Source organism: Streptomyces sp. AC627_RSS907, assembly GCF_019049165.1.
In genome coordinates, this window is record NZ_JAGMUE010000280.1 from 39,909 (window position 1) to 65,702 (window position 25,794).

19 protein-coding genes and 2 pseudogenes are annotated in these 25,794 nt (G+C 71.4%); 9 read left to right on the forward strand and 12 right to left on the reverse strand.

Annotation, left to right across the window (positions count from 1 at the left end; translation table 11 throughout):
* Positions 1 to 4 precede the first annotated feature (4 nt).
* From kdpB to KUM32_RS33425, 4 genes and pseudogenes are all read right to left on the reverse strand, one after another.
* Positions 5 to 2,137: a potassium-transporting ATPase subunit KdpB gene (gene kdpB / locus KUM32_RS33410; RefSeq protein WP_217145671.1), complete on the reverse strand. Its 2,133-nt coding sequence runs from the start codon at positions 2,135 to 2,137 to the stop codon at positions 5 to 7.
* Positions 2,134 to 3,798: a potassium-transporting ATPase subunit KdpA gene (gene kdpA, locus KUM32_RS33415; RefSeq protein ID WP_217145672.1), complete on the reverse strand. Its 1,665-nt coding sequence runs from the start codon at positions 3,796 to 3,798 to the stop codon at positions 2,134 to 2,136. The genes kdpB and kdpA overlap by 4 nt, the downstream gene beginning before the upstream one ends.
* 7 nt (positions 3,799 to 3,805) lie before the next feature.
* The gene (gene kdpF / locus KUM32_RS33420; RefSeq protein ID WP_217145673.1) at positions 3,806 to 3,895 is read right to left on the reverse strand and encodes a K(+)-transporting ATPase subunit F; all 90 of its coding nucleotides are present in this window, start codon (positions 3,893 to 3,895) and stop codon (positions 3,806 to 3,808) included.
* Between the two features lie 519 nt (positions 3,896 to 4,414).
* A pseudogene (locus KUM32_RS33425) lies at positions 4,415 to 4,618 on the reverse strand (silent information regulator protein Sir2); the annotation flags it as partial.
* Positions 4,619 to 4,791: 173 nt separating this feature from the next.
* On the opposite strand from KUM32_RS33425, the gene KUM32_RS33430 reads away from it, so the two are divergent.
* Entirely contained in the window at positions 4,792 to 5,070 is a 279-nt protein-coding gene (locus KUM32_RS33430) for a GlsB/YeaQ/YmgE family stress response membrane protein (protein ID WP_217145674.1), read from the forward strand.
* A 228-nt stretch (positions 5,071 to 5,298) separates the two neighbouring features.
* Here KUM32_RS33430 and KUM32_RS33435 read toward each other — a convergent pair whose 3' ends face one another.
* Positions 5,299 to 7,845, reverse strand: a complete 2,547-nt coding sequence (locus KUM32_RS33435) for an NACHT domain-containing NTPase (RefSeq protein ID WP_217145675.1) — start codon at positions 7,843 to 7,845, stop codon at positions 5,299 to 5,301.
* A 181-nt stretch (positions 7,846 to 8,026) separates the two neighbouring features.
* On the reverse strand, positions 8,027 to 8,434 hold the full coding sequence (locus KUM32_RS33440; protein ID WP_217145676.1) for a hypothetical protein: 408 nt from the start codon (positions 8,432 to 8,434) through the stop codon (positions 8,027 to 8,029).
* A gap of 612 nt (positions 8,435 to 9,046) precedes the next feature.
* Between KUM32_RS33440 and KUM32_RS33445 the strand changes: the two genes are divergently transcribed.
* From KUM32_RS33445 to KUM32_RS33460, 4 genes are all read left to right on the forward strand, one after another.
* The gene (locus KUM32_RS33445) at positions 9,047 to 9,961 is read left to right on the forward strand and encodes a YceI family protein (protein WP_217145677.1); all 915 of its coding nucleotides are present in this window, start codon (positions 9,047 to 9,049) and stop codon (positions 9,959 to 9,961) included.
* A 232-nt stretch (positions 9,962 to 10,193) separates the two neighbouring features.
* Positions 10,194 to 10,841, forward strand: a complete 648-nt coding sequence (locus tag KUM32_RS33450) for a YceI family protein (RefSeq protein WP_217145678.1) — start codon at positions 10,194 to 10,196, stop codon at positions 10,839 to 10,841.
* A 136-nt stretch (positions 10,842 to 10,977) separates the two neighbouring features.
* A complete protein-coding gene (locus tag KUM32_RS33455; RefSeq protein WP_217145679.1) occupies positions 10,978 to 12,336 on the forward strand; it encodes a M1 family metallopeptidase in 1,359 nt (452 codons plus the stop codon).
* Between the two features lie 192 nt (positions 12,337 to 12,528).
* A complete protein-coding gene (locus KUM32_RS33460; protein WP_217145680.1) occupies positions 12,529 to 13,044 on the forward strand; it encodes a snapalysin family zinc-dependent metalloprotease in 516 nt (171 codons plus the stop codon).
* A 411-nt stretch (positions 13,045 to 13,455) separates the two neighbouring features.
* Here the strand turns inward: KUM32_RS33460 and KUM32_RS33465 are convergent, their stop codons facing one another.
* From KUM32_RS33465 to eno, 4 genes and pseudogenes are all read right to left on the reverse strand, one after another.
* A complete protein-coding gene (locus KUM32_RS33465) occupies positions 13,456 to 13,815 on the reverse strand; it encodes a hypothetical protein (protein ID WP_217145681.1) in 360 nt (119 codons plus the stop codon).
* 362 nt (positions 13,816 to 14,177) lie between these two features.
* Positions 14,178 to 14,969, reverse strand: a complete 792-nt coding sequence (locus tag KUM32_RS33470) for a VOC family protein (protein ID WP_217145728.1) — start codon at positions 14,967 to 14,969, stop codon at positions 14,178 to 14,180.
* 180 nt (positions 14,970 to 15,149) lie between these two features.
* Positions 15,150 to 16,325: pseudogene (locus tag KUM32_RS33475) on the reverse strand (DUF3500 domain-containing protein); the annotation flags it as partial.
* An 86-nt stretch (positions 16,326 to 16,411) separates the two neighbouring features.
* A complete protein-coding gene (gene eno / locus KUM32_RS33480; RefSeq protein WP_217145682.1) occupies positions 16,412 to 17,719 on the reverse strand; it encodes a phosphopyruvate hydratase in 1,308 nt (435 codons plus the stop codon).
* Positions 17,720 to 17,882: 163 nt separating this feature from the next.
* Here eno and KUM32_RS33485 point away from each other — a divergent pair, with 163 nt between their 5' ends.
* A complete protein-coding gene (locus KUM32_RS33485; RefSeq protein ID WP_217145683.1) occupies positions 17,883 to 18,308 on the forward strand; it encodes a MarR family winged helix-turn-helix transcriptional regulator in 426 nt (141 codons plus the stop codon).
* On the opposite strand, the gene abc-f is transcribed toward KUM32_RS33485, so the two are convergent.
* The gene (abc-f, locus tag KUM32_RS33490; protein ID WP_217145729.1) at positions 18,305 to 20,002 is read right to left on the reverse strand and encodes a ribosomal protection-like ABC-F family protein; all 1,698 of its coding nucleotides are present in this window, start codon (positions 20,000 to 20,002) and stop codon (positions 18,305 to 18,307) included. The two genes, KUM32_RS33485 and abc-f, sit on opposite strands and share 4 nt — an antisense overlap.
* Positions 20,003 to 20,332: 330 nt before the next feature.
* Here abc-f and KUM32_RS33495 point away from each other — a divergent pair, with 330 nt between their 5' ends.
* Positions 20,333 to 21,298 (forward strand): alpha/beta fold hydrolase, encoded by a 966-nt coding sequence (locus KUM32_RS33495; protein ID WP_217145684.1) that lies wholly within the window; start codon positions 20,333 to 20,335, stop codon positions 21,296 to 21,298.
* A gap of 317 nt (positions 21,299 to 21,615) precedes the next feature.
* Here the strand turns inward: KUM32_RS33495 and KUM32_RS33500 are convergent, their stop codons facing one another.
* Positions 21,616 to 22,365: a TioE family transcriptional regulator gene (locus KUM32_RS33500; protein ID WP_217145685.1), complete on the reverse strand. Its 750-nt coding sequence runs from the start codon at positions 22,363 to 22,365 to the stop codon at positions 21,616 to 21,618.
* Between the two features lie 58 nt (positions 22,366 to 22,423).
* Here KUM32_RS33500 and KUM32_RS33505 point away from each other — a divergent pair, with 58 nt between their 5' ends.
* Positions 22,424 to 23,641 carry an erythromycin esterase family protein gene (locus tag KUM32_RS33505; RefSeq protein WP_217145686.1) on the forward strand — a complete coding sequence of 406 codons (1,218 nt, stop codon included), beginning with the start codon at positions 22,424 to 22,426 and terminating at the stop codon, positions 23,639 to 23,641.
* Positions 23,642 to 23,920: 279 nt separating this feature from the next.
* The gene (locus KUM32_RS33510) at positions 23,921 to 25,558 is read left to right on the forward strand and encodes a family 43 glycosylhydrolase (protein ID WP_217145687.1); all 1,638 of its coding nucleotides are present in this window, start codon (positions 23,921 to 23,923) and stop codon (positions 25,556 to 25,558) included.
* Positions 25,559 to 25,794 lie beyond the last annotated feature (236 nt).

Sequence of the window (25,794 nt, forward strand, 5' to 3'; positions counted from 1 at the left end):
TCCTTCAGCCGATCCCGGGGATGAGCGAGATGATCATGTCGATGATCTTGATGCCGATGAACGGGGCGACCAGTCCGCCGAGGCCGTAGACGGTGAGGTTGCGGCGGAGCAGGCGGTCGGCGCTCACCGGGCGGTACCGCACCCCCTTCAGGGCGAGCGGCACCAGCGCGATGATGATCAGCGCATTGAAGATGACGGCCGAGAGGATCGCGGAGTCCGGTGAGGACAGGCCCATGATGTTGAGCTTGTCCAGACCGGGGTAGACCGCCGCGAACAGCGCCGGGATGATCGCGAAGTACTTGGCGACGTCGTTGGCGATGGAGAACGTGGTGAGCGCGCCCCTCGTGATCAGGAGCTGCTTGCCGATCTCGACGATCTCGATGAGCTTGGTCGGGTTGGAGTCGAGGTCGACCATGTTGCCGGCCTCCTTGGCGGCCGACGTGCCGGTGTTCATCGCCACGCCGACGTCCGCCTGCGCGAGCGCGGGGGCGTCGTTGGTGCCGTCGCCGGTCATCGCGACCAGCTTGCCGCCGGCCTGTTCCCGCTTGATCAGCGCCATCTTGTCCTCGGGAGTGGCTTCCGCGAGGAAGTCGTCGACACCCGCCTCTTCGGCGATCGCCTTGGCCGTCAGCGGGTTGTCACCCGTGATCATCACCGTCTTGATGCCCATGCGGCGCAGTTCCTCGAACCGCTCCCGCATGCCCTGCTTGACGACGTCCTTGAGGTGGATGACGCCCAGGACACGTGCACCACGCTCGTCCTCGACCGCCACCAGCAGCGGCGTACCGCCCGCCTCGGAGATGCGGCCGGCGGTCGCTTCGGCGTCCTCGGCCACCGTGCCGCCCCGCTCCTCGACCCAGGCGACGACCGACCCCGCGGCCCCCTTGCGTACCTTGCGGCCGTCGGCGTCCACGCCCGACATGCGGGTCTGGGCGGTGAACCGGACCCACTCGGCGCCCATGAGTTCGCCCTGGTGGCGTGCGCGCAGCCCGTACTTCTCCTTGGCGAGGACCACCACGGAGCGGCCCTCGGGCGTCTCGTCGGCCAGCGACGAGAGCTGGGCGGCGTCCGCCACCTCGGCCTCGGTGGTCCCGCGCACCGGCACGAACTCGGCGGCCTGCCGGTTGCCGAGCGTGATCGTGCCGGTCTTGTCCAGCAGCAGCGTGGAGACGTCACCGGCTGCCTCGACAGCGCGGCCCGACATGGCCAGCACGTTGCGCTGGACCAGGCGGTCCATGCCCGCGATGCCGATCGCGGAGAGCAGGGCGCCGATCGTGGTCGGGATCAGGCAGACCAGCAGCGCCACCAGGACGACCATCGTCAGGTGGGTGCCCGCGTAGTCGGCGAACGGCGGGAGGGTGGCGCAGGCCAGCAGGAAGACGATGGTCAGCGAGGCCAGCAGGATGTTCAGCGCGATCTCGTTCGGTGTCTTCTGCCGTGCCGCGCCCTCGACCAGGCTGATCATCCGGTCGATGAAGGTCTCGCCGGGCTTGGTGGTGATCCGGACGACGATGCGGTCGGAGAGGACCTTGGTCCCGCCGGTGACGGCGCTGCGGTCACCGCCCGACTCGCGGATGACGGGCGCCGACTCACCGGTGATCGCCGACTCGTCGACCGATGCGACACCCTCGACCACATCACCGTCACCGGGGACGATGTCGCCGGCCTCGCAGACCACCAGGTCACCGATCCTCAGCTCGGTACCGGGCACCTGTTCCTCACGCTCGCCCACGAGACGACGGGCGACGGTGTCGGTCTTGGCCCGGCGCAGGGTGTCGGCCTGCGCCTTGCCGCGGCCCTCGGCGACGGCCTCCGCCAGGTTGGCGAAGACGACGGTGAGCCAGAGCCAGGCGCTGATGGTCCAGCCGAACCAGTCGCCGGGGTCCGTGAAGGAGAAGGCCGTGGTCAGGACGGAGCCGACGAGGACGACGAACATCACGGGTGACTTCACCATCACCCGCGGGTCGAGTTTGCGGAAGGCGTCGGGCAGCGACCTGATCAGTTGCGCGGGGTGGAAGAGGCCGGCGCCGACACGGCCGTCCTCGGACTTGTGACCGGTGGGTGCGTCGCTGTGCGGCGCCCGGGTCGGGGTGGCTGTGGACATCGAGTCCTCGTGCTTCTGCGTATCGGTGGTCATGCCGCCAGCCCCTCGGCGAGCGGGCCCAGCGCGAGCGCCGGGAAGTAGGTCAGACCGGTGACGATCAGGATGGCGCCCACCAGCAACCCGGTGAACAGCGGTTTCTCGGTGCGCAGGGTGCCCGCGGTGACCGGTACCGGCTTCTGCTCGGCCAGCGAGCCCGCGAGCGCCAGGACGAACACCATCGGCAGGAAACGGCCGAGCAGCATGGCGAGGCCCAGGGTCGTGTTGAACCACTGGGTGTCGGCGTTCAGACCGGCGAAGGCCGAGCCGTTGTTGTTCGAGGCGGAGGTGTAGGCGTACAGGATCTCCGAGAAGCCGTGCGCCCCGCTGTTGGTCATCGAGTCGCCCGGGGTGGGCAGGGCCATCGCCGCGGCCGTGAAGGCCAGCACCAGGGTCGGGGTGATGAGGATGTAGCAGGCGGCGAACTTGATCTCGCGGGTGCCGATCTTCTTGCCGAGGTACTCGGGCGTGCGGCCGACCATCAGCCCGGCGATGAACACCGCGATGACCGCCATGACCAGCATGCCGTAGAGGCCGGATCCGGTTCCGCCCGGCGCGATCTCGCCCAGCATCATGCCGAGCATGGTGATGCCGCCGCCGAGGCCGGTGTACGAGGAGTGGAAGGAGTCCACCGCTCCCGTGGAGGTCAGGGTGGTCGCCACCGCGAAGATCGACGAACCGCCGACGCCGAAGCGGACCTCCTTGCCCTCCATCGACGCGCCCGCGATGTCCAGGGCCGGTCCGTGATGGGTGAACTCGGTCCACATCATCAGGGCGGTGAAGCCGACCCAGATGCCGGCCATGGTGCCGAGGATCGCGTAGCCCTGCCTCACCGAGCCGACCATGACGCCGAAGGTCCGGGTCAGCGCGAACGGGATCAGCAGGATGAGAAAGATTTCGAAGAGGTTGGTGAACGGGCTGGGGTTCTCGAAGGGGTGGGCGCTGTTGGCGTTGAAGTAGCCGCCGCCGTTGGTGCCCAGCTCCTTGATGGCCTCCTGCGAGGCGACCGCGCCGCCGTTCCACTCCTGCGTGCCACCCGTGAACTGACCGACCTCGTGGATGCCGGAGAAGTTCTGGATCGCCCCGCAGGCCACCAGGACGACCGCGGCGACCGCGGCGATGGGCAGCAGGACGCGGACGACGCCGCGGACCAGGTCGGCCCAGAAGTTGCCCAGCTCGCCGGTGCGGGACCGGGCGAAGCCGCGGACCAGGGCGACGGCCACGGCCATGCCGACGGCCGCGGAGACGAAGTTCTGCACGGCCAGGCCGGCGGTCTGCACGACGTGGCCCATGGCCTGCTCGCCGTAGTACGACTGCCAGTTGGTGTTGGCCACGAAGGACGCGGCGGTGTTGAACGCCTGGTCCGGGTCGATGGCGGCGAAGCCCAGTGAGCCGGGCAGTACGCCCTGGAGCCGCTGGAGCAGGTAGAGGAAGAGCACACCGGCGACGGAGAAGGCGAGTACGCCGCGCAGGTACGCGGGCCAGCGCATCTGAGTGTCCGGGTTGGCACCGATGCCCTTGTAGATCCACCTCTCGACCCGCAGGTGCTTGGGTGAGGAGTAGACCCTGGCCATGTGGTTGCCGAGGGGAACGTAGGCGAGCGCCAGCGCCGCGATGAGCGCGAGCAGCTGGAGCACGCCGGCGAGGACGGGGCTCATGTGGTGCTCAGAACCTCTCCGGGTAGATCAGGGCGAGGACGAGGTATCCCAGCAAGGAGACGGCCACGATCAGGCCGACGATGTTCTCGGCGGTCACAGCTTCGTCACCCCCTTGGCGACGAGAGCCACGAGCGCGAACACCGCGATCGTGGTGACGACGAAGGCCACGTCGGCCATCGCGAACTCCTAGGTGTAGTGCTGTTCGGCGAGAAGAGGCGAGGGTGAGAAACGCAAGGGTGAGAGGACGAGAAACTGACAAGAAGAGGAGAACCCCTCTGTGACCGGATTCCGCCGCCGTTGACGGCTCCCTTACGGCGATACCGACCCCCTTGACGCTTCTCTGACGACCCCGCACGGGCGCGGGTGCCCGGTGCCCGGGAACGCGAAGGGCGGCGCACGCCGACGCGGTGTCGGAGTACGCCGCCCAGAGGGGGACGGGCTGCCGGCCGGCCCCGTCCGGGGCGCGGTCGACCAGCCGCCTGGGCCGGAGGCGGCCGAGAGTCGGGGCGTACGGGTCAGTCCGCCCCGCCCTGGCCGGCGCCGCAGGGTCCGGCTACCGCGTCACCTGCTTGCCGCCGAAGGTGACGACGAGGCGGCCGTCCGAGGCGTGGGACCAGCCGTTGTCGTACGCGATGCTGCGCCGGACGGCGTGGTTGACCGCGATGTGCTCGCCGCCGAGCTGGTAGCCGTTGCGGTCGCCGCTGCCCGCCTGGGAACCGTCACTGAGGGTGCCGTTCCCGAAGGCGAGGGAGTCCTCGATGGTCACCGTCCCGATGGGGCCGGTGTCGGGCTTGGCGCAGAGGTCCCAGCCGTCGTCGGGCGGGGACCTGGTCGGTGCCCGGCGGCAGCGAGGGTCTGAACATCGTCCACGCGCGGGGAAAGGGCCCCGGCCGACGCCGACGCGCCGGATGCCGGGACGGGATGTTTGTCCGGGCGTATTCGGCACAGACGATGAACTGACACGGCGTTCGTACAACAGAGCGGAGACATACCATGGGTATCATCGCGTGGATCATCATCGGCCTGCTCGCCGGCGCCATCGCCAAGGCGCTGCTGCCGGGCAAGGACCCCGGCGGCGTCATCGTCACCATGCTCATCGGCGTCCTCGGCGGTCTGCTCGGCGGCTGGCTCGGCAAGGTGCTCTTCGGGGTCGACTCCATCGACGGGTTCTTCGAGGTCTCCACATGGATCGCCGCGATCGTCGGCTCCGTCATCCTGCTCGTCCTCTACCGCGTCGTCACCGGCAACCGGCACTCGCACCGTCACGCGTGACCGGCTGAAGGCGTACCGGTCCGAACGCACCGGACGGCTCCCTTCCTTCTTGGCGAAGGCGGGAGCCGTCGGCGTGTCCGAACGGGTACGGCGGCGCACCGTACCGGGAGCCCCGTCCGGTCAGGAGCGGGCGCGCAGGGCCGGCGGTACCGTCTCCGCGATCCGGGGCCCTGAGCTGTTCTCCCCCACCGAGGAACCCTGCTGCTCCGCGCCTCCTGCACCGGTCCGTCATCTTCCCGCTGGAGGCCGCCATCGTGCGCCCGCGAAGCGCACGAGCGCGTCATGCAGTTCGGGTGGGGTCGTCGCGTCGTCCGGATCTCCCGTGGGGCTGTCGAGCGGCCACAGAGCCACCCAGCCCGTGCTGTTGACACGGATCCGCGGCCCCGCGGTGGCCTCGGGCGTGAGCCGTAGGTGGAGCATGACGGCGCCGTCGTCGTTCTTGCCGACCGGCGGTTCGAACAGGCGCGGTGCGACGTCCGCGACGTCCCGCCATGCGAAGCGGAACGTCCGCTTGCCCCACGCGTACTCGACCCCGTCCCCGTCCAGGCGCAACTCGGCCCGCCGCCAGGTGAGGGGCGGGACGAGCAGGTCGACCACGAGGGGAAGCGCCACGAAGAAGCCCACCGTCTCCAAGGCGCCGGGATCGTGCCAGCCGTCCTGGTAGGTGATGATCCCGGCCCAGAGCAGCGCCGGCGTCCACAGCGTCACGTAGATGTCCGGCCGCCCTCGGGGGCGCCGCAACCCGACGTAGCCGGGGATGCGCACGGACTGCGGGGTACTGCTCGCCGCGGGAAGCGGGCGGACCGGCCAGGGCGCGCGGGTGGCGGTGCCCCGCCGACGCGCCGGGGCGCCGCCGCGCGCTCTGGCCGCGAGACGGGCCTGGAACTGGGCGTGGCGGAACTGGTAGACGCCGCCGACCTGCCGCAGCAGGCCCACCCGGCGCGCGTCCTCGAGGAACGCCATGACCGACCACGGTAGCCACCCCAGCCCCGCGAGTGCCGCCTTCGCGAGCAGCCACTGCGTCCAGGGGCTGAGCGCCGCGATCACCGCGGCCGCACCCGCGGTGCCGGAGAACCAGCTGCCGAGCAGCACGGTGCGGTCGGGGACCTGGACGACGGCCAGGGCGCCGATGGCGCCGATCACAGGGGCGACACCCAGCATCAGAAGGATGGTGCTGGCCCGCTCACCGCTCAGCAGTGCCCGCGGTCCGACGGCCTGCGCGGTGTCGGCAGGCGCACCGACGACCATCATGAGCAGCGGCGGAACGATGAAGCCCAGCGTCAGAAGCGGTTCGTCGCGGGCCAGGAGCAAGCCGATGGGCGCCAGGAGGACAAGCAGCCAGAACAGGCCCGGGATGCGGGAGCGGTGCCTGCCGAACGCGGCGAGCCGACGGGGCAGAGGCCCCTTCCACACGTGCGAGAGCAGCAGGAACATGCCTCCCACAGTCCCGAACAGCGTGGCGGCCGTGGCTCCGGCGGCCACCTGGAAGGCCTGAAACGGATCGCCTCCGGTGAACCAGTCCTGGAACCACATGGAGCCTGCCATCAGCAGGACGTAGCCGGCCACCAGTGCCGGCGCCTTGAGGACCGTCGGCGGTTTCGCCCGGTGCAGCTCCCACCAGGCGAACTCCTTCGTCTTCGCCGCGGTGAGATGGGCCGCCAGGAAGTCGAGGGCGCGCTGTGCCCGCGCGTGCCCCCACTCGCGTATCGGATGGGGCTGGTGGGGTGAGGCCGGCCCGGAGGGGAAGACCGCGGGAACGATGGAGTCGAGCAGGTGCCGTTCGACGGCCACGACGTCGGGGAAGCGGGACTCGTCGGCGAGTTCGGCGGGGTCGGCGTCCGGGCGGGCGTACACCGTGCGGGCCAGCCACAGCATGAGCGGCGACGAGAGGGCCCTGGCCGACGGGGCCTCGGGGTGGTGGGTGATGTGGTCCAGGAGCACCTGCCAGTGCCGGGTGCGCCGGGGGTGTGAAGAGCCGCGCAGGTACTCCGCCGCCGCGGCCCCTTCCACCGGCTGTGCCCTGATCACGGCCGCCGCCTGCAACACGGCTTCGTCGTTGACGAGTTCGGTGTACTCCGTCGTGCGGGAGGTGAGAATCAGCGGCGCGTCGTCGACACCCGTCCGGTTGAGCGCGGCCAGCGCCGCGGACCGCAGCGGGCGGGGCAGTTCGTCCAGGCCGTCGAGAACCGGCAGTACCCGCCGGTCGCGTACGAGTTCGCGGATCCGGGCTCGGTCGAGTTCCTTGGCCAGGCCCACGTATTCCTCGTGGATACGGCGCGCGAGCCAGACGTCGAAGTGTTCCTTGTTCGCGTCCCAGGAGGAGACCAGCAGCGGTACGGGGACGGGCTTCGTCGCATCGTGCAGGCTCAGCATCTGCAGCGTGAGGAGGATCGCCAGGGACGTCTTGCCCGTGCCGGGTCCCCCGATGATCACCAGGCGCCGGGCGGGCAGGGCCTGGAAGGCAGCGGCGAGTTCGACGAGGCCCGCGGTGCTGCCGGTCACGTCCGCGCCGATGTGCTCACGGTGGTCGGCGACCGTCCAGTCGGCCCGCCAGCCCACCGCGAGCCTGGCGCTTCCGGCCAGGCCCAGGGCCCCCGCCTCGTCCCGCCACTGGGCGAGCACCACGCGCGCCAACTCGACGGCGGCGCGGTCCTGCGGCGTCTGGGGCGGGGGAAGATGCAGGTGGACGGCACCGAAGTCCCGGCCCTGGATCACGTATGTCGCACTGCCACCGGAGAACACGTTGTGCACGTCGCCCCGCGCCTGCTCCGACATGGCCGCTCAGCCGGTCCCTGTCCGCGGCCCGCAGAAAAGCTCCACTTCGTGCACCCCCGTCATGCCCGCAACCGCGCTCCTCCCGTCCCGGCACCGGGCGGCCCGTCTGGGGCACGCGAGCACGTGGGGGCGGGACGAGGTGCCCTCCAGGATGCCACAGAACCGCACAACTGACGTCGGCTCAGGGCTCGTTGAAGGTGATGGGGCCGTGGAAGTCCCGCCCCATGATGACGGTGCCCTGCCTGCCGCCCGTGATGCGGTTGTCGACGTCTCCCGCGGCGGTTCGCGCCACCGTGTCTTCCGCAGTGCCCCGCCAGGCCGCGAGGTCCTCGCGGAAGGCGTCGTCGTACGAGGCCCGCAGCGCCAGCACACGGGCGAGCGCTCGCGCCCGCTCCGCACTCCCGGCCTGCTCGGCGAGGGACGCGAACTCCACCTCCCCTGAGGGGACGTCCTCGGGCGCGCCGGGCATCGCGTCCCGGGAGCCGCGGCGCCGCACGAGGTCGCGCAGTGCCATCCATGCCTGCTGCCCCGCCGCTCCCGCGGTGCCGCCGGCCAGCGCCATGAGAAGATCGGCCGCGATCACTTCCACAGCGTCCTCCGTTCCCCGTCGTCCTCCGCGTCTTTCCCCTTCGAACAGCCACGCATGCGCCGGAGCTGAACCTGGGGGGAACGATCAGTACTGCCGGTGACATCCCGGCGCCGCGCTGTGGTGCCGGTCCGGGCGGGGCGGGGCGGGCAGCGGGGCTGTCCCGCGTGAGCGGGCTCGGGCACCGAAGGCGCCATCGCCCGCCGGATGCCCGACGAGCGCGACCGCGCCTCGTACGGGACGGCTGAACAGTCGATGTCCTGCCGGGTGAGCCGCCCGGCCGCCTGTGTCGGGTCCGTGATGAAGCCGCGGACCGCTTGTGAACCCAGCGGTCCGCTTCCGTCCGCTTCGCCACAGCATGACTGCAAAGCAGCGAAGCCGAGGTGCGACGACGCGCCCCATGGATGTACCGATTTGCGGCCCCACATGCCCTGAAAGGGGATTTGGGAGGCTCTGCCAGCGGAATGTCATGCCTGAACATGGGCGGCTTTATGATCGTCAACGAAGTACCATCTCCGCGCCCGCCCTCCTGCCGTCGACCTTCCTTGGCGACCGCGAACGCAATGGACCGAGCGGGCCGCACGATGGTGACACGTGTGGAGAAGGGTGAACCCCATGGCCCTAGGGCTCCTGCGACGTCGGCGTTCCCGCGGCACCTCCGGTGCCGGACCGAGCATCTCGGTCCCCCTGCCCCCCGATGCCGGGGCGTTCGGTTTCGAGGTCGTCGATCCCATGGGGCAGCCCATGGGCGGAGCCGAGGTCACCGTGACCGCGCTCGACAGCCACCGGATGGTGACGCGTGGCACCACGGACCCCCACGGCTACTTCATAGCGACGCTGCCGCCGGGCTCCTACAGCGTGATGACCGCGGCCGAGGGCCTGTCACCCTCCCGTGAGAGCATCGACATCGCCGCCGGGGTGGCTCTGCCCCCGGTACGCGTCGCGCTCGAACCCGCCCGCCAGTTGGAACTTCCGACAGCCGGAACGTGGCTGTTCGACCCTCCGCACACCGCGATCAGGTTCATCGCCAAGCACGTGGGCATGGCCCACGTCCACGGCCGTTTCACCCGTTTCCAGGGCGGTATCCAGGTCGCGCCGGACATGGCGGACTCACACGTCTCGGTGCGTATCGACGCCGCCAGCATCACCACGGGCAACAAGACCCGTGACAACCATCTGCGTTCCGCCGACTTCCTGGACGTCGAGCGCTACCCGTACATCGACTTCACCAGCACCCGGTTCGCCTACCACGGCGGCTCCAAGTGGACCCTGCACGGAACACTCACCATGCACGGCACCAGCCGCTCCGTCGGCCTCGACACGACCTACCTCGGGACGGTCAACGGGGGCTACGACCAGGAGCTGCGCTGCGCCGCGCTCGCCAAGGCGGAACTCCACCGGGAGGACTTCACCCTCAACTGGCGGTCCATGCTGGCCCGTGGCATCGCGGTCGTCGGTCCGACCGTCCAACTGGAGCTGGACGTACAGGCGATGTACCGCACCCACGACACGCCCACGCCCCCGGAGTAGGCCCTCGCGGGAGGCTGCCTGGCGTGGGCCGAGGCGCACGCCAGGCAGCCTCCCGTCGCGTTCGGGGGGGCGCCCGCCGGACATGTCCGGCAGCGGACCACCACATCATGTTGATCTTGTGCAGCTTCACGGCCGAGGGCATGGAAGCCGGACGAGCCCGCCCATCTCGCGAGGCGGTGCCCGGCTACGCCGTGATAGCACGGAGCCATCAGAGGGGAAAGGGCTCACGCTCATGGGTATCTTCAGCCGTCGCCAGACCGCCGTCATCGAGCCGTCTCCGACTGCCGGCACCTCCGTCGTGGAGGCCGCGCCCCGGGGCGCCGGACTCGACCCGGCACTTCGCGCACTGACCGGGCGGTGGACCATCGACCGCCCGCACAGCCGCATCGGTTTCTCCGTGCGGCACGCGATGGTCACGACGGTGCGGGGAGCGTTCGCCGACTACGACAGTACGTTGTACTTCGACGGGGCCCGGCCCTCCGAGTCGCGTGCCGAGCTCGTCATCCGGGTCGCCAGCGTCGACACGGGGGTGGAACAACGGGACGCCCACCTCGTCGGCACCGACTTCTTCGACGCGCGCCGCTTCCCCGAGATGGCGTTCCGCAGCACCTCCACCGTCCACGAGGGCGGCGAGAGCTTCCGCATGACCGGGGACCTCACCATCCGCGACACCACCCGGCCCGTCGACCTGCAACTCGACTACCTCGGCTCGGTGGTGGACCCGTTCGGTTTCGAGCGCGCCGGCTTCGACGGCACCACCACCATCGACCGCACGGAGTGGGGCCTGGTGTACAACCAGCGTCTGAAGGCGGGCGGCGCCATGGTGAGCGAGAAGGTCCGCCTGCAGTTCGACATCTCGGCGGTCCGGTCGCCGTCATAGCGGGGCGCGCTTCCGCCTCGGGGGACAACGTTCCCGCACGCCCCGTCGCCCACCTCTCCCCGGACTCCAGCACCATGTGGCAGTATCCGCTGGCATGACGCCGTCAGCCGCATGGTCGTTCCCGTCCGGTCGCCGCATGGTCGTCGCCCTGCTGGTGCTGCTGCTCGTGGCGGTCACCGCAGGTGTGAGTGACGCCGGCGCAGCGGCCGGAGCGCCGGAGGAGCCGAAGGCCGCCGCGACGCCCGATCGCGCTCGCTACGACGTGGCCCTGCGCTCCGACGCGGACGGCGGCCGCTGGGCCGGACGGCAGCGGGTGTCGTTCCGGAACGCGTCCGATCGTCCGCTGCGTGAGGTGTACCTGCGTCTGTGGGGAAACGGCGAGGACAAGTGCGGCACGCCCGCCGCGAGCTCCCCCGTCACGGTCTCGCACGTACGTGGTGGCACGCCGGGTGGTCTCGCCGTGCACTGCACGGCCCTGCGGATCGTTCTCACGAAACCCCTCGCACGCGGTGAGCGGACGTCCCTCGCCTTCGACGTCTCCCTCACGGTGCCCGACCGCAATGCCCGCTTCGGCCGTGAGGGCCCCTACCGCTTCCTGGGAAACGCGCTGCCCGTGCTCGCCGTCCACGACGCGAAGGGGTGGCACCTCGACCCGTACGTGGCGCGGGGAGAGAGCTTCTACGCCCTGACGAGCGACTTCCGGGTGCGCCTCGACCACCCGTCGGCGCTGAAGGTGCCGGCGACCGGAGACACCCGTGCCCTGCCCGGCGGCCCCGGCCGTACGGTCACGCTCAGTGTCGCGAACCGGGTGCGGGACTTCGCCTGGGCCGCGGGCCCGTTCCGCACGGCGACGGAGACGACGCCCGAAGGGGTGCGGGTGAAGTCGTACTGGGCGCCCGACACCCCTGCCGCGGGTGTGCGCCTCAGCCGCGAGGACGCCGTCGCCGCGCTCGGCCGGTTCGGCCGGGAGTTCGGCCGCTATCCGTACGGCGAGATCGACCTCGTGATGACCAGTGGTTTCGGCGGCGGCATGGAGTACCCCGGCCTCGTACTCCTGGGCACCACCGAGGAGGGCAGCGCCGTGGTCCACGAGGTGGCGCACCAGTGGTGGTACGGCATCGTCGGCAACGACGAGTACGCCTCGCCGTGGCTGGACGAGAGCTTCGCCCAGTACGCCAACGCCCGCTTCTACGGCTGGGACACCCGCGACTGCTGGTCGGACGTTCACTGGCCCGACGAGAGCGCCGCACTGACCGGCTCCATGGCCTACTGGTCGCAGCACCCCGGCGAGTACCACCTCGTCTACACGGCCGGCTCCTGCGCCCTGGCCGACCTGGAACGCGCCCTGGGCGCCGATGCCATGGCGCGACTCCTCAAGGAGTACGCCAGGGACCACTGGCACGGCGTCTCCAGCACCGCCGACTTCAAGGAGGCCGCCCAGTCCCTGACGGACCAGGACCTCGGCCCCTTCTGGGAGACGCACCGCATCCGCTGACGGCCCGTCCCGGCGCGGGCCGAGCCGCCCGGCGGCGCGAGGGCTCATGTCGCGGCGGTTCCCTCACGGGGCTCCGGCGGCGCGCTCGCGAACCCGCACCGGCCGGAACAGCGGATTGGCAGCCGTACGCAGTGGGCAGGGAAGCAAAAGATGTCATGCACACGACTGCCCTTCCCCCACAGGAGGTCGACGATGCACGTCCGTACCCTGACCGGCGGCCTGGCCGCGGCTCTGCTGACGGCCCTCCCCCTGCTGAGCGGCCAAGCCGTGGCCGCCGAACCGACCGGCGGCACCACGGCCCCCCTGCCCGCCGCCCGGGTGCTCACCTACGACGCGAGCGGCTCCGCGGAGTTCAGGTCCGCGGTCGACCGGGGCGCGGCGATCTGGAACGAGAGCGTCGAGGGAGTGGAGCTGCGCCCGGCCGCCTCCGGGCAGCGCGCCAACATCCGGATCCTGGCCGACAACGGGTGGCCGCGCGCCCTGACCACCTCCCTGGGCAACGGCACCGTCTACATCGGACGCCAGGCCGTGAACCAGGGCTACAACACGGTGCGCATCTCGTCCCACGAGCTCGGTCACATCCTGGGCCTGCCGGACCGCAAGCCCGGTCCCTGCTCCAGCCTGATGTCGGGCTCCACCGCGGGCGTCTCGTGCACCAACCCCTACCCGGACGCGGCCGAAAAGGCCGAGGTCGAGGACAACTTCTAGTCAACCTCCCGGACACCGGTACCGGCACCCCCGGCCGTCGCCGTCGACGGCCGGCCGGGCGCACGGGCCCCCTCCGTACGGCTTTCACCGCACCGGTTCGGCTCCCGGTCCGCGGGCCCCGCCCCCCTCCAGGAGCGGGGCGGCCCCACACCAGGAGCGGGGCGGCCCCACACCGGTCCCGGGTGGCTCGGCCCTGTACCGGCAGGCCGACGCGGGCAGGGCCCCGACGGGGCTCGTCCCCCGGACGGTCGGTCGGACCGGGCGGCTCCCCGCGGAACGCGGCCAGTTGCCGCGGTTCGGTGGTGTCCAGCACGGTGTGCGGCGGCCTGGGGGACTCTCCCATGGGTTCGCCGTCGCGCCGCCCGGTTCCCCGTGGTCGGGCGGCCGGGTGGCGCGACGGCGGTCATTCGGTCATTGGTCGGAGTAACTGAAGTCGCCCACGGTCCAGGCACTGACGTCCTCGATCGCCACGCGGTACATCCCTCCCGTCTCCGGGATCCCCACCGTGCCCTGCAGGATGCGGGCGACGTGGAAGTGCAGGTGCGTGGGCGGCCCGTCCGTCTTCACGGGAGTGTCGAAGACGGTGGAGAACGCGCTGAGCTGGGCGGAGTCCGTCAACACCTCGGACACCCTCTGCCGCCACACGGCTTCGGGGGCCAGGCGACCGGTGATGACGGCGCCACCCGTCACCACGGTGAGGGACATCTGACTGCTCTGCCCGGACTCCACGAGGGCAGCGATGTCGATGATGAGCTCGTCAGGCTTCGGCATGAGACCGAATTCTATGCGCCCGAGCCACCCGAGCGGTCTGCCAGTGGCACACCGGGCAGTCGGACGCCCGTCACCGGACGCGCTGCGACACAACCGCAGTGGGACCGTGCTCACGTTCTCCGCAGCGAGGCCGGGACCCGCACGCGCCCACCGTCGCGGTGACGGGCGATGGGGAGGTCGTCCTCGCGGTGGTGAACGACGCCGAACGGATCGAACATCCACGGCCGGCATCCGGCATGGAGCTCCCTCGGCACCGACGTGGCGCACGGGGGAGCCCATGAAGGCTGAGACGGGGGGCCCGGCCCGTCCCTCGGGGCACTCGGGGACACGGCGACCCGCGCTCCGCCGGGTGAGCGGTCCGGTCATTCCTGGGCCGGGGTGAGCACCACGAAGTCCGCGTTCGACGGATCGAGGCAGACGGCCAGCCGACCGACACCCGCCGCGTCCTCCGGGCCCATCTGAACGCTGCCGCCCCGCGCCGTGACCGCGGCCACCGCGGCGTCGCAGTCGGCGACGGCGAAGACCGGATGCCAGTAGGACCGGCCGTTCGCCAGGGCGAGGTCCTGTTCCCGGAGCTGCATGAGGCCGCCGTGCACGCGCTCCTCGGGCAGACCGGCAGGTGTGATGAGGGAGTACGTGCCCGCGCCGCCCGGCAGCTCCACGTCACCGAACTGCCAGCCCAGGACATCACCGTAGAACGCCTTGGCCCCTGCGGCGTCGCTCGTGCACAGCTCGGTCCAGGACAGCGACCCGGGCTCGTCCACCAGCTCGACGCCCTTGTTCGTGCCCGGCTGCCACACCGCGAACTGACCGCCCGAAGGGTCGCTGTACTGGGCCATCCGGCCCCAGTCGTCGAGGTCCGTCGGCGCCACCCGCACCGTGCCGCCGGCGCGCTGCACGGCCTGGGTCGTGGCGTCCGCGTCGCCGACGCAGTAGTAGATCATCCAGGCGGAGCGCGCGCCCTCCTCGGTGAGCTTGCCCAGCCCGGCGACGATCTTGCCGTCCTTGCGGAACATGCCGCCTTCCGCGCCCTCCCCCATGGACTCGTACTCCCAGCCGAGCACGGCACCGTAGAAGGCCGCGGCGCCGGCGACGTCGGGAGTACCGAGGTCGAGCCAGCAGGGGGAGCCGGGGGCGAAGTCATTGGTGATCACGGCGATTCCCTTCCACGGTTCCTGTACGGCCTCAAGCCTGACACCCGGCGCCGACACCCGCCCGTCGTCCTGCTCCGTCATCGAGTCACGTGAGCCCGAGGCCGGCCGTTTCCGCTCCGGCTTCCGCCGGCCGTGCTGTTCCGTGTAGTGCGCGCGAAGCAGGTCGGCGCCCCAGTCGTGCCGGGCGTGCCGCCAGACGGAGTGGGCGTGGTTGCCGTCGTCCTGGGTGTTGTCGTACTCGATGAGCAGGTCCCGGCCCCGGACGCAGTAGTAGTGCCGGTCGCCGGGCGCACGGCCACCGGCCCAGGCGAAGGAGAGGACGTCCAGTCCACCTGCCACCGTGTCGGACCAGCACTCCTGCGCGTAGGCCGCGGGTGCCCGGTCGAGGTAGCGGCGCACCAGGCGTTCGAGCAGCCGCTGCTGGCCGGACGTCATGTCGGCGTGCGGCAGGCCGGCCGGCAGCAGGTCCGGCTCGACGAACGGATCGGCGCGGGTGAGGATGTCGTCCGGCGGCTCGGCGGCGAAGACCGCTGTCGCCCGTCGGCCGGCGTCCAGGTCCGTGACCAGTTCACGGGCCAGGTCCTCCTCCGGTCCCAGCAGCCGGCGTCCGGCCTGCGGTCCGTCCGTGACGCGGGCCGGCTCCGCCCCGACGAAGTGCGGTGTCACCCGGATTCCGGTCGCCGTGATCAGTACGTGTACGGCGAGGTGGTGGCCGTTCATCCGCCAGCCCCAGGGTCCGTCGCCGTCCGGGTCTCCCAGCAGCCGCACCCAGTAGCGGTCGGCGCCCGTGGCGCCGGCCGTGGCCCGGCGGTGGCGCTCCACCTCGATCGCCCCGCGCGCCAGCTCCGCTCCTGGTGCGCTGTGCGCCGCGGCCAGCAGCGCGTCGACGGCCTCACGCTGCCGGCCGTCGAGCCCCTCCGTGGGCAGGCCGGGGCGCGGGCCCGGCAGATAGGTCCACTCCCGCAGCTCGGGCGCGTCCAGCCGGGCGGGACCGGCGCGCATCTCGCTCACCTGCTCCGGGTCCAGTACGGACAGCAGCGCGCGCACCGCCTCCCGCATCTTCGCGGCCGTCTTCTCCGGTCGATGGACGTCCACCGTTCCTCCTCCCCCTCGGCGCCCGGCACGGCGCACCCGCGGGGCGGTGTCACCCCCGTGTGGTCCATGGTGCGTCACCGAGCGACGACGGGACACCTTGTACGCCGTCGTCGTGGGCCGCGTGCGCGCCTTCAGGGGGCGTGATGCCGTCCATGACGGTCGCACCGCGGGCGGGCTGACCGGGCGGCGGGCCGGCTTGCCGGCTGCGTGCGCACGGCCGTGCCGACCTGTCCTGAACGGCGCAGGTCGCACGGGGTGCACAGCCGAGGACGGTTCGTCCGACGCGGCACGCGAGCGGGCCCCCGATCGGCCTGGGGGCCCGCATGCTCTCCGCCTCTGTCCGCTGGTCAGGCCCGACGCAGTGCCGAGCGTCCCGCGAAGCGCGCCGAGTCGCCCAACTCCTCCTCGATGCGGATCAGTTGGTTGTACTTCGCCGTGCGGTCGGAGCGGGAGAGCGAGCCGGTCTTGATCTGACCGCAGCCGGTCGCCACCGCCAGATCCGCGATGGTGGTGTCCTCCGTCTCGCCCGAGCGGTGTGACATGACAGCCGTCCAGCCCGCCTCGTGGGCCGTGGCCACCGCGGCCAGCGCCTCGGTCAGGGTCCCGATCTGATTGACCTTGACCAGGACCGAGTTGCCGACGCCCGTGCGGATGCCTTCGCGCAGCAGCGTCTCGTTGGTGCAGAACACGTCGTCGCCGGTGAGCTGGCAGCGGTCGCCGACGCGGGCGGTCAGCTCGCGCCAGCCGTCCAGGTCGTTCTCCGCCATCGGGTCCTCGATGGAGACGACCGGGTAGGCGTCGATGAGCTCGGCCAGGTAGTCGGCGTGCTCGGAGGGGGTGCGGCGCACCCCCTCGCCCGCGTAGTCGTACATCCCGTCGCGGAAGAACTCCGACGACGCCGGGTCCATGACCAGGCCGATGTCCGCGCCGGGGCGGTAGCCCGTGCGCTCGATGGCGGTCATCACGAAGTCGAGCGCCTCCTCGGCGGTACGCAACGCGGGTGCGAAGCCACCCTCGTCACCGACGCCCGTGGAGTGCCCGGCGGCCAGGAGATCGCGACGCAGGGTGTGGAAGACCTCGCTGCCCATACGGACGGCTTCGGCGAAGGTGTCCGCCCCCACGGGCGCGATCATGAACTCCTGGAAATCCAGTGGATTGTCGGCGTGGGCACCACCGTTGACGATGTTCATCATCGGCAGCGGCAGGAGGTGGGCGTCGGCGCCGCCGAGATGGCGGTAGAGGGGTTGGCGGTGGGCCGCCGCGGCGGCCTTGGCGGTGGCGAGGGAGACACCGAGGATCGCGTTGGCACCGAGCCGGGACTTCGTGGCGGTGCCGTCTAGGGCGACCAGCGCGGCGTCGAGGCCTGCCTGGTCCGCCGCGTCCCGGCCGCGCACGGAGGCCGCGATCTCCCCGTTGACGTGGCCCACCGCGCGGTCGACGCCCTTGCCGTGCCAGCGCGCGGAGTCTCCGTCGCGCAGTTCCACGGCCTCCCGGGCGCCCGTGGAGGCGCCGGAGGGGACAGCCGCGCGCCCCAGCGACCCGTCTGCCAGGACGACGTCGACCTCGACCGTGGGGTTGCCGCGGCTGTCGATGACGCTGCGGGCGGTGACGGTCTCGATGACGGCGTCGACGGTTCCCACTGGCTTTGCGGACATGGGGGTCCTTCCCGTTGTCGTGTGCCGTGGCCCGGCTGCGACGACGCTGGCGCGCTGAGCCCGGCAAACCACGATCCTACAGCAATGCTGCACAGTCTGGCTGTTCAGTATGGCTGTGCAGGTAAGGTGCGCATCTTCACCGGCCAGCGAGGTAAAGTGCCCTATGCCCACTTCGGAAGCCGCCGCCATCGCCACCGAACTGCGCACCGCGATGGGCAAGCTCACCCGACGCGTCAAGCACGAGGACCGCATCCCGCTGGGCCAGGTCGCCGTGCTCGGTGCTCTCGACCGCAACGGCGCCATGACCACCAGCGACCTCGCCGCCGATCAGCGCGTACGCCCCCAGTCGATGGCCCGGGCGGTGGGGCTGCTCATGGAACAGAACCTGGTCACACGCCGGGCGCATCCCACGGACGGCCGCAAGTCGCTGGTCGAGCTGTCGGACGCGGGCCGGGCCGCCCTCGAAGCCGAGCGCGGCCGCAGGGCCGGTTGGCTGGCACAGGCCATCGAGGCCGAACTCACGACGGAGGAACGGGCGTTGCTGGCACAGAGCGCCGCCCTGCTGGAGCGGCTCGCCACCCGCCACTAGCTACCGCGAGGGCGCTTGTGCTGACAGGTGCCGGAGGTGGGCCGGGCGATCTCGCGAACCGCTCCGGACAGGGCCGACCGCAGCCGCCGGTCGTGGGTGACGACGATCAGGGTCCCTTCGTACAAGGCGAGGGCCGCCTGGAGCTCCTCCACCAGCGCGGGCGAGAGATGGTTCGTCGGCTCGTCCAGCAACAGCAGATCGTACGAGCCGGTGACCAGGCGGGCGAGTTCGAGCCGGCGGCGCTGCCCGGTGGAGAGGTCCCGTACGGGCCGGGCCAGGTCCGTGGCACGGAACAGGCCCAGGGCCAGCAGTTCGTCGGCGCGGTCCTCACCGAAGGCCGCGAGCAGGGACCCGCTCGCCTCTTCGGCGGAGGCCGGGACCGCCACCTGCCGCAGGAACCCGACCCGCGACGGTCGCCGGACTGTGGCGCCCGGTTCCGGGTTCAGTTCGCCCGCCAGGACCCGTAGGAGCGTGGTCTTACCGGTACCGTTGGGACCGGTCACCACGAGGCGGCCCCCTGCGGGCACATGGAGCGAGTCCAGCACGAGGCGCCCCGGCACGCGCAGGTCCCGCACCTCCACCGCGCGGTCCGCCATCCCCGCGATGTCCGCCGAGAACCGCAACGGCTCAGGAGGTGCGGGCACCGGGTTCTCGGTGAGCCGGTGCAGCCGTTCACGCGCGTTGCGGATGCGGCTCATGGCACCGTGGGCCCGCGAGCGGGCCCTGAACGCGCCCGCACCACTGAAGGCCCACGGCCCCTTGCGAGGGATCGTTCCGAGGCGTCCCGCATGAGAGTCCGCGAGCCGGGACTGCCGGGCCAACTCGGTGCGCCACTCGGCGTGTTCCCGCTCCCGCCGGGCGCGTTCGGCGGCCTTGGCGACGAGGTACCCCGGGTAGCCGTTGCCGTAGCGGCGCACGGACCGCGTGTCGGGGTCGACCTCCAGAATGGTGTCGGTGACCCGGTCGAGGAACGCCCGGTCGTGGGTGACGGCGATGACGGTGCCCCGGTGAGCGCGCAGCCGTTCCTCCAGCCAGGCCACGGCCTCGTCGTCCAGGTCGTTCGTGGGCTCGTCCAGCAGGAGGAGTTCGGGTGCCGAGGCGAGCGTCGCGGCCAGGGCGAGCCGGGAGCGCTGGCCGCCGGAGAGGGTGCCGAGCCGCCGCGACCGGTCCTGACCGGCCGCCTCTCCCAGGTGGCGCAGAGCGACGTCGACACAGCGGTCCGCGTCGTACCCGCCGCGCGCCTCGAACTCCGCCTCGAGCGCGGCGTACCTGTCGTACGCGGCCGGGTCGGCGCCCTGGAGCGCGGCACCGGCCGCCCGCATTCGCCCTTCGAGGGCGCGCAGCCCGGCCAGGGCCAGGTCGATGGTGTCACCGACGCACGCCGTCCCGGGGAGATCGAGGGTCTGCGCCAAGTGCCCTGTTCCCCCCGGCGCGACGACACCGACCTCTCCGTTGTCGGGCTGTTCGACGCCGGCGAGCAGCCGGAGCAGGGTGGACTTGCCGGAGCCGTTGTCCCCGATGACCCCCGCCTTCTCCCCGGGCCGGACCGTGAAGGACACGCGGTCCAGGACGAGGTGCCGGCCGTAGCGCTTGCTGACGTCGGAGACGGTGAGCTGGGAGACGGCAGCGGGGGTGGACGATGCTTCGGAAGTTCGGATCAAGCGGCGTCTTCTTTCATGGAGGACGGAGGGCATGAGCGACGACACGTACCGTCTCGTCAAAACGACGAGAGCCCGCGCGGCCCTCTCGCGCAAGACGCAGTGTCTCGCGACGGCGGCCCCGGCCCTTCACTGCCGCCCTCACCCCTCACCCCTCGCCCTGCGGCAGCACGTCCCCCACGGAGCCGCCGACGCTCGCCTCACACCCCATCCGCGTGTTTGACAAAGCGGAGCAGTGCTCCGAATACTAGGTGGAGCGGTGCTCCGTTTCGGTCCGGCCGAAGCGGAGCACTCCTGACCGCCTTGTCCCGTCGCCGGTCGCGGAAGACCGGCGACGGGAGGTGCCACCGAAAGGGAACCCACATCGTGAGCACATCCACTGCCACCACCACCGAGGCCTTGGACAGGCCCGTCCCGGTCCTGTCCTTCAGCCCCGTCGTCCTCTCCGTGCCCGGACGTCCGGTGGACCTCCAGGTCCGCGTCTCCGCCCCCGCGACCGGGACCGGCCTCCCCGTCCTCCTCCTCTCGCACGGGCACGGCCCCTCGAACAACCTCTCCTCGCTCAACGGCTACGCGCCGCTCGCCAACTTCTGGGCTGCCCACGGATTCGTCGTCATCCAGCCGACCCACCTCACCTCCCGCACACTGAGCCACCTGGTCGCCGACGCACCCGGCGCACCCGACTTCTGGCGCTCCCGTGCCGAGGACATGACCCACATCCTCGACCGGCTCGACACGATCGAGCGCACCGTGCCACAGCTCGCGGGACGGATCGACCACACCAAGGTCGCCCTCGCCGGGCACTCGCTCGGCGGCTTCACCGCCGCCCTCCTGCTGGGCGCCGGGCTCAACGACCCGGACACCGGGAACGTGGTGCACCTCGTCGAGCCCCGGATCAAGGCCGGCGTGCTCCTCGCCGCGCCCGGCCGGGGCGGCGACGCCCTCAACGGGCCCATGGCCGAGCAGTGGCCGATCATCGGCGCCCTCGACTTCTCCACCATGACCGCGCCCGCGCTGGTCGTCGCCGGCGACAAGGACGACTCCCGGCACTTCACGGACATGGGACCGGACTGGCACGCCGACCCCTACACCCTCGCCCCCGGACCCAAGACCCTGCTCACCCTGTTCGACGCGGAGCACGGTCTCGGCGGGATCGCGGGATACGACGCCGCCGAGACCACCGACGAGAACCCCGAGCGGGTCTCCGCCCTGGCCCGACTCACCGCGGCCTACCTCCACACCGAGCTCCACCCCGGCGCCCCCACGTGGCGGGCCGCCTGCGAGGCGCTGACGAGCGGGCCCGACGCGGTAGGCCGAGTCGAGCACAAGTAGGCGCCCGCGCCGCTCCACCCTCGTCGGGAGGCCCTCGGCACCACGGCCGGCGCATGCCCCTGCTGCAGAGGTCTGCGCGGGCCGGCGGGCCGCGGCCCGCAAGGGCGACGCATGTACTCGCCCCGTCGGCCCGGGGAGCCGGCCGCTGAGAACTACCCGTAGTCGATCAGCCACCAGGTCGTGATCGACACCGAAACCCGGGGGAGGACGAGTGTCCATTCCGGTCGTGATCGCGCACCCCGCCCCGCAACGGCCGGAGAGTGAGCCACGCCATGACGACGGGCTCGCAGTGCCGTCCTCGACCTCGGAGCGGCAGGTCAGTCCCCAGCCGTTCCGCACTCACGGAGGTACGCTTCCAGCTCGGCGGCTCCGGTCAGCAACGCCCGCCCACGAGTGGACAGCCGACCGTGCCAGTCCCGCAGGGCTGCCTCCAGCGGCTCCAGCCCGCCGGCCGCCCGCACCTGGGCGGTCAGCGGGGCGATCTGCTCCAGGAGGTAGCCGCCCCGCCTGAGCTGGTGGGCCAGTCGGGCATCCCGCACGTCGGCCTCGCCATAGACGCGGTAGCCGGTCTGCGGGTCGCGGCGCGGGCGCACGAGCCCGGCGCGCTCCCACTTGCGCAGCGTCGCGGGTCGGATCCCGAGCTTCCGGGCCAGCGGCCCGATGAACGTGCCCTCGGCCCCGGGCATCGCGGTCGGCTCTGCTCCGGGCACCCCCGCGGGATCCAGGCCGCGGAGGGCCTTCTCCACTGCCTGGAGGGTCTGCCGGTCGACGAGCAGCTGAGCGTGACTCTCGTCGATGAGGCGGAAGGCCTCGTCGACGGCGCCCTGGTTCACGGCCCGCATGATCGACGTCGCCGTCTGGTGGCCGTGGCCGGGTACCAGGGCGAGAAACGCCCGCAGGGCGCCCGCGTGCTGCGGCGTGTAGACGCGATAGCCGTGGGGCGTGCGGCCGGCGGCCGGAAGGATGCCGGCCTCCTCGTAGTTCCTGATCGCCTGCGTGGACAGACCGTGCCCGCGGGCCAGGTCAACCGGCCTGAGCCGAGCGGCTGTTTGAAGGTTTCGCCCCATATCGCCGACGATACCGCGTGCAGGTCTCAACCGTAGGTTCAACGATAGCGTTGAGGGCATGGCTACCGACATCAAGGACGCCGCCCAAGCCGTCGATGCCGCCTCCGTCATGAGGCTGGTCCCGGCCCGGCCGCGGCTGCTCGCCCTGGGCGAGCCCACCCATGGCGAGAACGCTCTGCTCGAACTGCGCAACGAGCTCTTCCGGCAGCTTGTCGAGCAGGAGGGCTATCGGACCATCGCGATCGAGAGCGACTGCATGACGAGCCTGCTCGTCGACGACTACGTCACCTCGGGCACGGGCACCCTAGAGGAGGTCATGGAACGGGGGATCAGCCACGGTTGGGGCGCCTTTGCGGCCAACCACGAGCTCGTGCGCTGGATGCGCGCCTACAACATCCGCGTCGACGACGAGGGCCGGCCCGCTTCCGAACGGCTCCGCTTCGCCGGTTTCGACGGCCCGCTGGAGATCACCCACGCCGCGAGCCCCCGTCAGGCCCTCACCGCACTCCACGACCACCTCGCGGCCCACGTGGACACGGACCTGCTCCCCTGCACCGCGGACACGCTCGACCGCCTGCTCGACGCCGACGACCGGTGGACCGATCCCGCCGCCATGATGGACCCGTCCCGGTCCGTGGGGCAGTCGGCCGAGGCCCGTCAGCTGCGCCTGCTCGCCGACGATCTGGTGGCGCTGCTCGACCAGCAGACACCCCACCTGCTCGCGGCGACCTCGCGTGACGATGTCGACCGGGCTCGCCTGTACGGGCGTACCGCCACCGGCCTGCTGCGCTACCACTTCTGGATGGCCGACACCTCACCGGCCCGCATGAGCCGACTGTGCGCGCTGCGGGACTCGATGATGGCCCACAACCTCCTCGCCGTCGCCGCTCGGGGCCCGGTGCTCGCCCACGCGCACAACTCCCATCTCCAGCGGGAGAAAAGCAGGATGCAGATGTGGCAGGGGCCGGTGGAGTGGTGGAGCGCCGGCGCGCTGGTAAGCGCCCAGCTCGGCGCGGAGTACGCCTTCGTGGCCACGGCTCTCGGCACGATCCGGCACCAGGGAGTGGACACTCCGCCGCCGGACACCCTCGAAGGTCTCCTGTACGCGCTCCCGGAAGACCGCTGCGTCATCGACGCCCCGCGGCTGGCCACCGCCCTCGGTGACACGCGGCCCGTGCCCCGGGTGTCCCCCTGGTTCGGCTACGCCCCGCTCGACCCGGCCCGTCTGGCGGACAACGACGGGATCTTGTTCCTCAAGGATGTCCCGCAGCGATGAAGGAACCGAGGTCGTCGTGTACGGCCGGCACAGGCCTGACCTGCACGGCAGGTCAGGCGCCCGAGGCGTCGGGCGGCCGGGTGAGTGACACGTCGGCACCACCCGGCGAGCGAAACAATTCGGTGCGACTGCCGAATGATGCAAGGGGGTTGACGCGCCCCGGGTGCCATCCACGATCCTGACCGTCCGAGTTGCCGAAACATGTTCGAAACACCGAACGTGTGGCCACTCGGGACCCGCTCCCTCCCTGCCCCGCCCTCGACGCCGCAAGGAGCTCGCATGTCATGGACTCGTCATTCCGTCAATCGTCGTGCCGCACTCGCGACGGGAACCGGCCTGCTGGCGGGGAGCGTGCTGCCCGTGGCAGCGGCCGGACAGGTGTCCGCCGCACAGCCGGCGGCGCCTTCCCCGACCGCCACGACCTACGCCAACCCCGTCCTCTGGCAGGACTTCGCGGACATCGACGTCATCCGCGTGGGCAACACGTACTACTGCTCGGCCTCGACCATGCACTACTCGCCCGGCGCTCCGATCCTGCGCTCGTACGACCTGGTGAACTGGGAGTTGGCCGGCCACTCGGTGCCGGTGCTGGACTTCGGTCCCAAGTACGACCTCAACGGCGCCCGCGGCTACGTCCGGGGCATCTGGGCATCGTCACTGGCGTACCGCCCGTCCAACCGGACGTTCTACTGGGTGGGCCAGATCGACTTCGCGAAGACCTATCTGTACACGGCCACCTCCGTCGAAGGCCCCTGGCGCCGGCTGACCACGATCGGCACCGCCTACTACGACGCGGGCATGCTCGTGGACACCGACGACACCCTGTACGTGGCGTACGGCAACACCGCCATCCACGTGGCACAGCTCTCCCCGGACGGCCGCACCCAGGTCCGTACCCAGCAGGTGTTCAGCACCCCGTCCAGCGTCGGGACCCTGGAGGGCGCCCGCTTCTACAAGGTCAACGGCAGTTACTACATCTTCCTGACCCGCCCCGCCAACGGCCAGTACATCCTGAAGTCGACGAGCGGCCCCTTCGGCCCCTACACGCTCAGGAAGGTGCTGCTCGACCTGCCCGGCCCGGTCCCCGGTGGCGGGGTCCCCCACCAGGGCGGGCTGGTGCAGACGCAGTACGGGGCGTGGTACTACATGGCGTTCGTCGACGCCTACCCCGGCGGCCGCATCCCCGTCCTGGCCCCGGTCACCTGGACTTCCGACGGCTGGCCCGTCGTCCAGCTCGTGGGCGGCGCCTGGGGCGGCTCCTATCCCGCGCCCGCCGTTCCCGCCCCGCCTCGCCCGGTCGAGCCCATGACGGGCGTCGAGCACTTCACCGGGACGTCCCTGGCGCCCAGGTGGGAGTGGAACCACAACCCCGACAACAGCAAGTGGTCGGTGGGCGACGGCCTCACGCTGCGCACCGCGACCGTCACCAGCGACCTGTACTGGGCCCGCAACACCCTCACCCACCGCATTCCGGGCCCCACCTCCACCGCGACGGCGGTGCTGGAGCACACCGGGATGCGGGACGGGGACCGGGCGGGCCTGGCCCTGCTGCGCGACTCCTCCGCCTGCATCGGGCTCATGCGCGACAGCGGCGGCACCCGCGTGGTCATGGTGGACGGTCTCACCATGGACGCCAACTGGAACACCACCGGCACCGGCACCGTGCGGGCGAGCGCCGGCGTCTCGGGCAGCCGGATCTGGCTGCGTGTGAACGTCGACATCACGCCCGGCACGAACCGCACCGCGCGGTTCTCCTACAGCACCGACGGAACCCGTTTCACCCTGTTCGGACCCACCTTCACCCTGAACAACGCCTGGCAGTTCTTCATGGGCTACCGCTACGCCCTCTTCAACTTCACCACCGGGGCGCTCGGCGGCTCCGTCCGGATCACGCGGTTCGAAGCAACCGCTCCCTGACCGGACTCGAGCGGGCGGCGGGAGCGGCTGCCGCACCGGCCAGGAGCACACCCGCGCCGGTGCGGCACCGGGCCGTCACCACACCGCCCCCGCCCTCCACGCCCCGCCCCGTGGCAGGTGGCCGCGCCCGGTCCTCCTCCGCACGGGGCCGGCTTCCCCGGCCCGCTCGCGGACCGACCCGCAGCCCCGGACGACAGCTCGGCTGTCGGTGGACCGCGGAGCCGCCATAGACTCGA

Bases quoted from the DNA above. Each gene is read 5' to 3' on its own strand.
- kdpB (WP_217145671.1), bottom strand. From the start codon at position 2,137: ATGACCACCGATACGCAGAAGCACGAGGACTCGATGTCCACAGCCACC.
- kdpA (WP_217145672.1), bottom strand. From the start codon at position 3,798: ATGAGCCCCGTCCTCGCCGGCGTGCTCCAGCTGCTCGCGCTCATCGCG.
- KUM32_RS33430 (WP_217145674.1), top strand. From the start codon at position 4,792: ATGGGTATCATCGCGTGGATCATCATCGGCCTGCTCGCCGGCGCCATC.
- KUM32_RS33435 (WP_217145675.1), bottom strand. From the start codon at position 7,845: ATGTCGGAGCAGGCGCGGGGCGACGTGCACAACGTGTTCTCCGGTGGC.
- KUM32_RS33445 (WP_217145677.1), top strand. From the start codon at position 9,047: ATGGCCCTAGGGCTCCTGCGACGTCGGCGTTCCCGCGGCACCTCCGGT.
- KUM32_RS33450 (WP_217145678.1), top strand. From the start codon at position 10,194: ATGGGTATCTTCAGCCGTCGCCAGACCGCCGTCATCGAGCCGTCTCCG.
- KUM32_RS33455 (WP_217145679.1), top strand. From the start codon at position 10,978: ATGGTCGTCGCCCTGCTGGTGCTGCTGCTCGTGGCGGTCACCGCAGGT.
- KUM32_RS33460 (WP_217145680.1), top strand. From the start codon at position 12,529: ATGCACGTCCGTACCCTGACCGGCGGCCTGGCCGCGGCTCTGCTGACG.
- KUM32_RS33465 (WP_217145681.1), bottom strand. From the start codon at position 13,815: ATGCCGAAGCCTGACGAGCTCATCATCGACATCGCTGCCCTCGTGGAG.
- eno (WP_217145682.1), bottom strand. From the start codon at position 17,719: ATGTCCGCAAAGCCAGTGGGAACCGTCGACGCCGTCATCGAGACCGTC.
- KUM32_RS33485 (WP_217145683.1), top strand. From the start codon at position 17,883: ATGCCCACTTCGGAAGCCGCCGCCATCGCCACCGAACTGCGCACCGCG.
- abc-f (WP_217145729.1), bottom strand. From the start codon at position 20,002: ATGCCCTCCGTCCTCCATGAAAGAAGACGCCGCTTGATCCGAACTTCC.
- KUM32_RS33500 (WP_217145685.1), bottom strand. From the start codon at position 22,365: ATGGGGCGAAACCTTCAAACAGCCGCTCGGCTCAGGCCGGTTGACCTG.
- KUM32_RS33505 (WP_217145686.1), top strand. From the start codon at position 22,424: ATGGCTACCGACATCAAGGACGCCGCCCAAGCCGTCGATGCCGCCTCC.
- KUM32_RS33510 (WP_217145687.1), top strand. From the start codon at position 23,921: ATGTCATGGACTCGTCATTCCGTCAATCGTCGTGCCGCACTCGCGACG.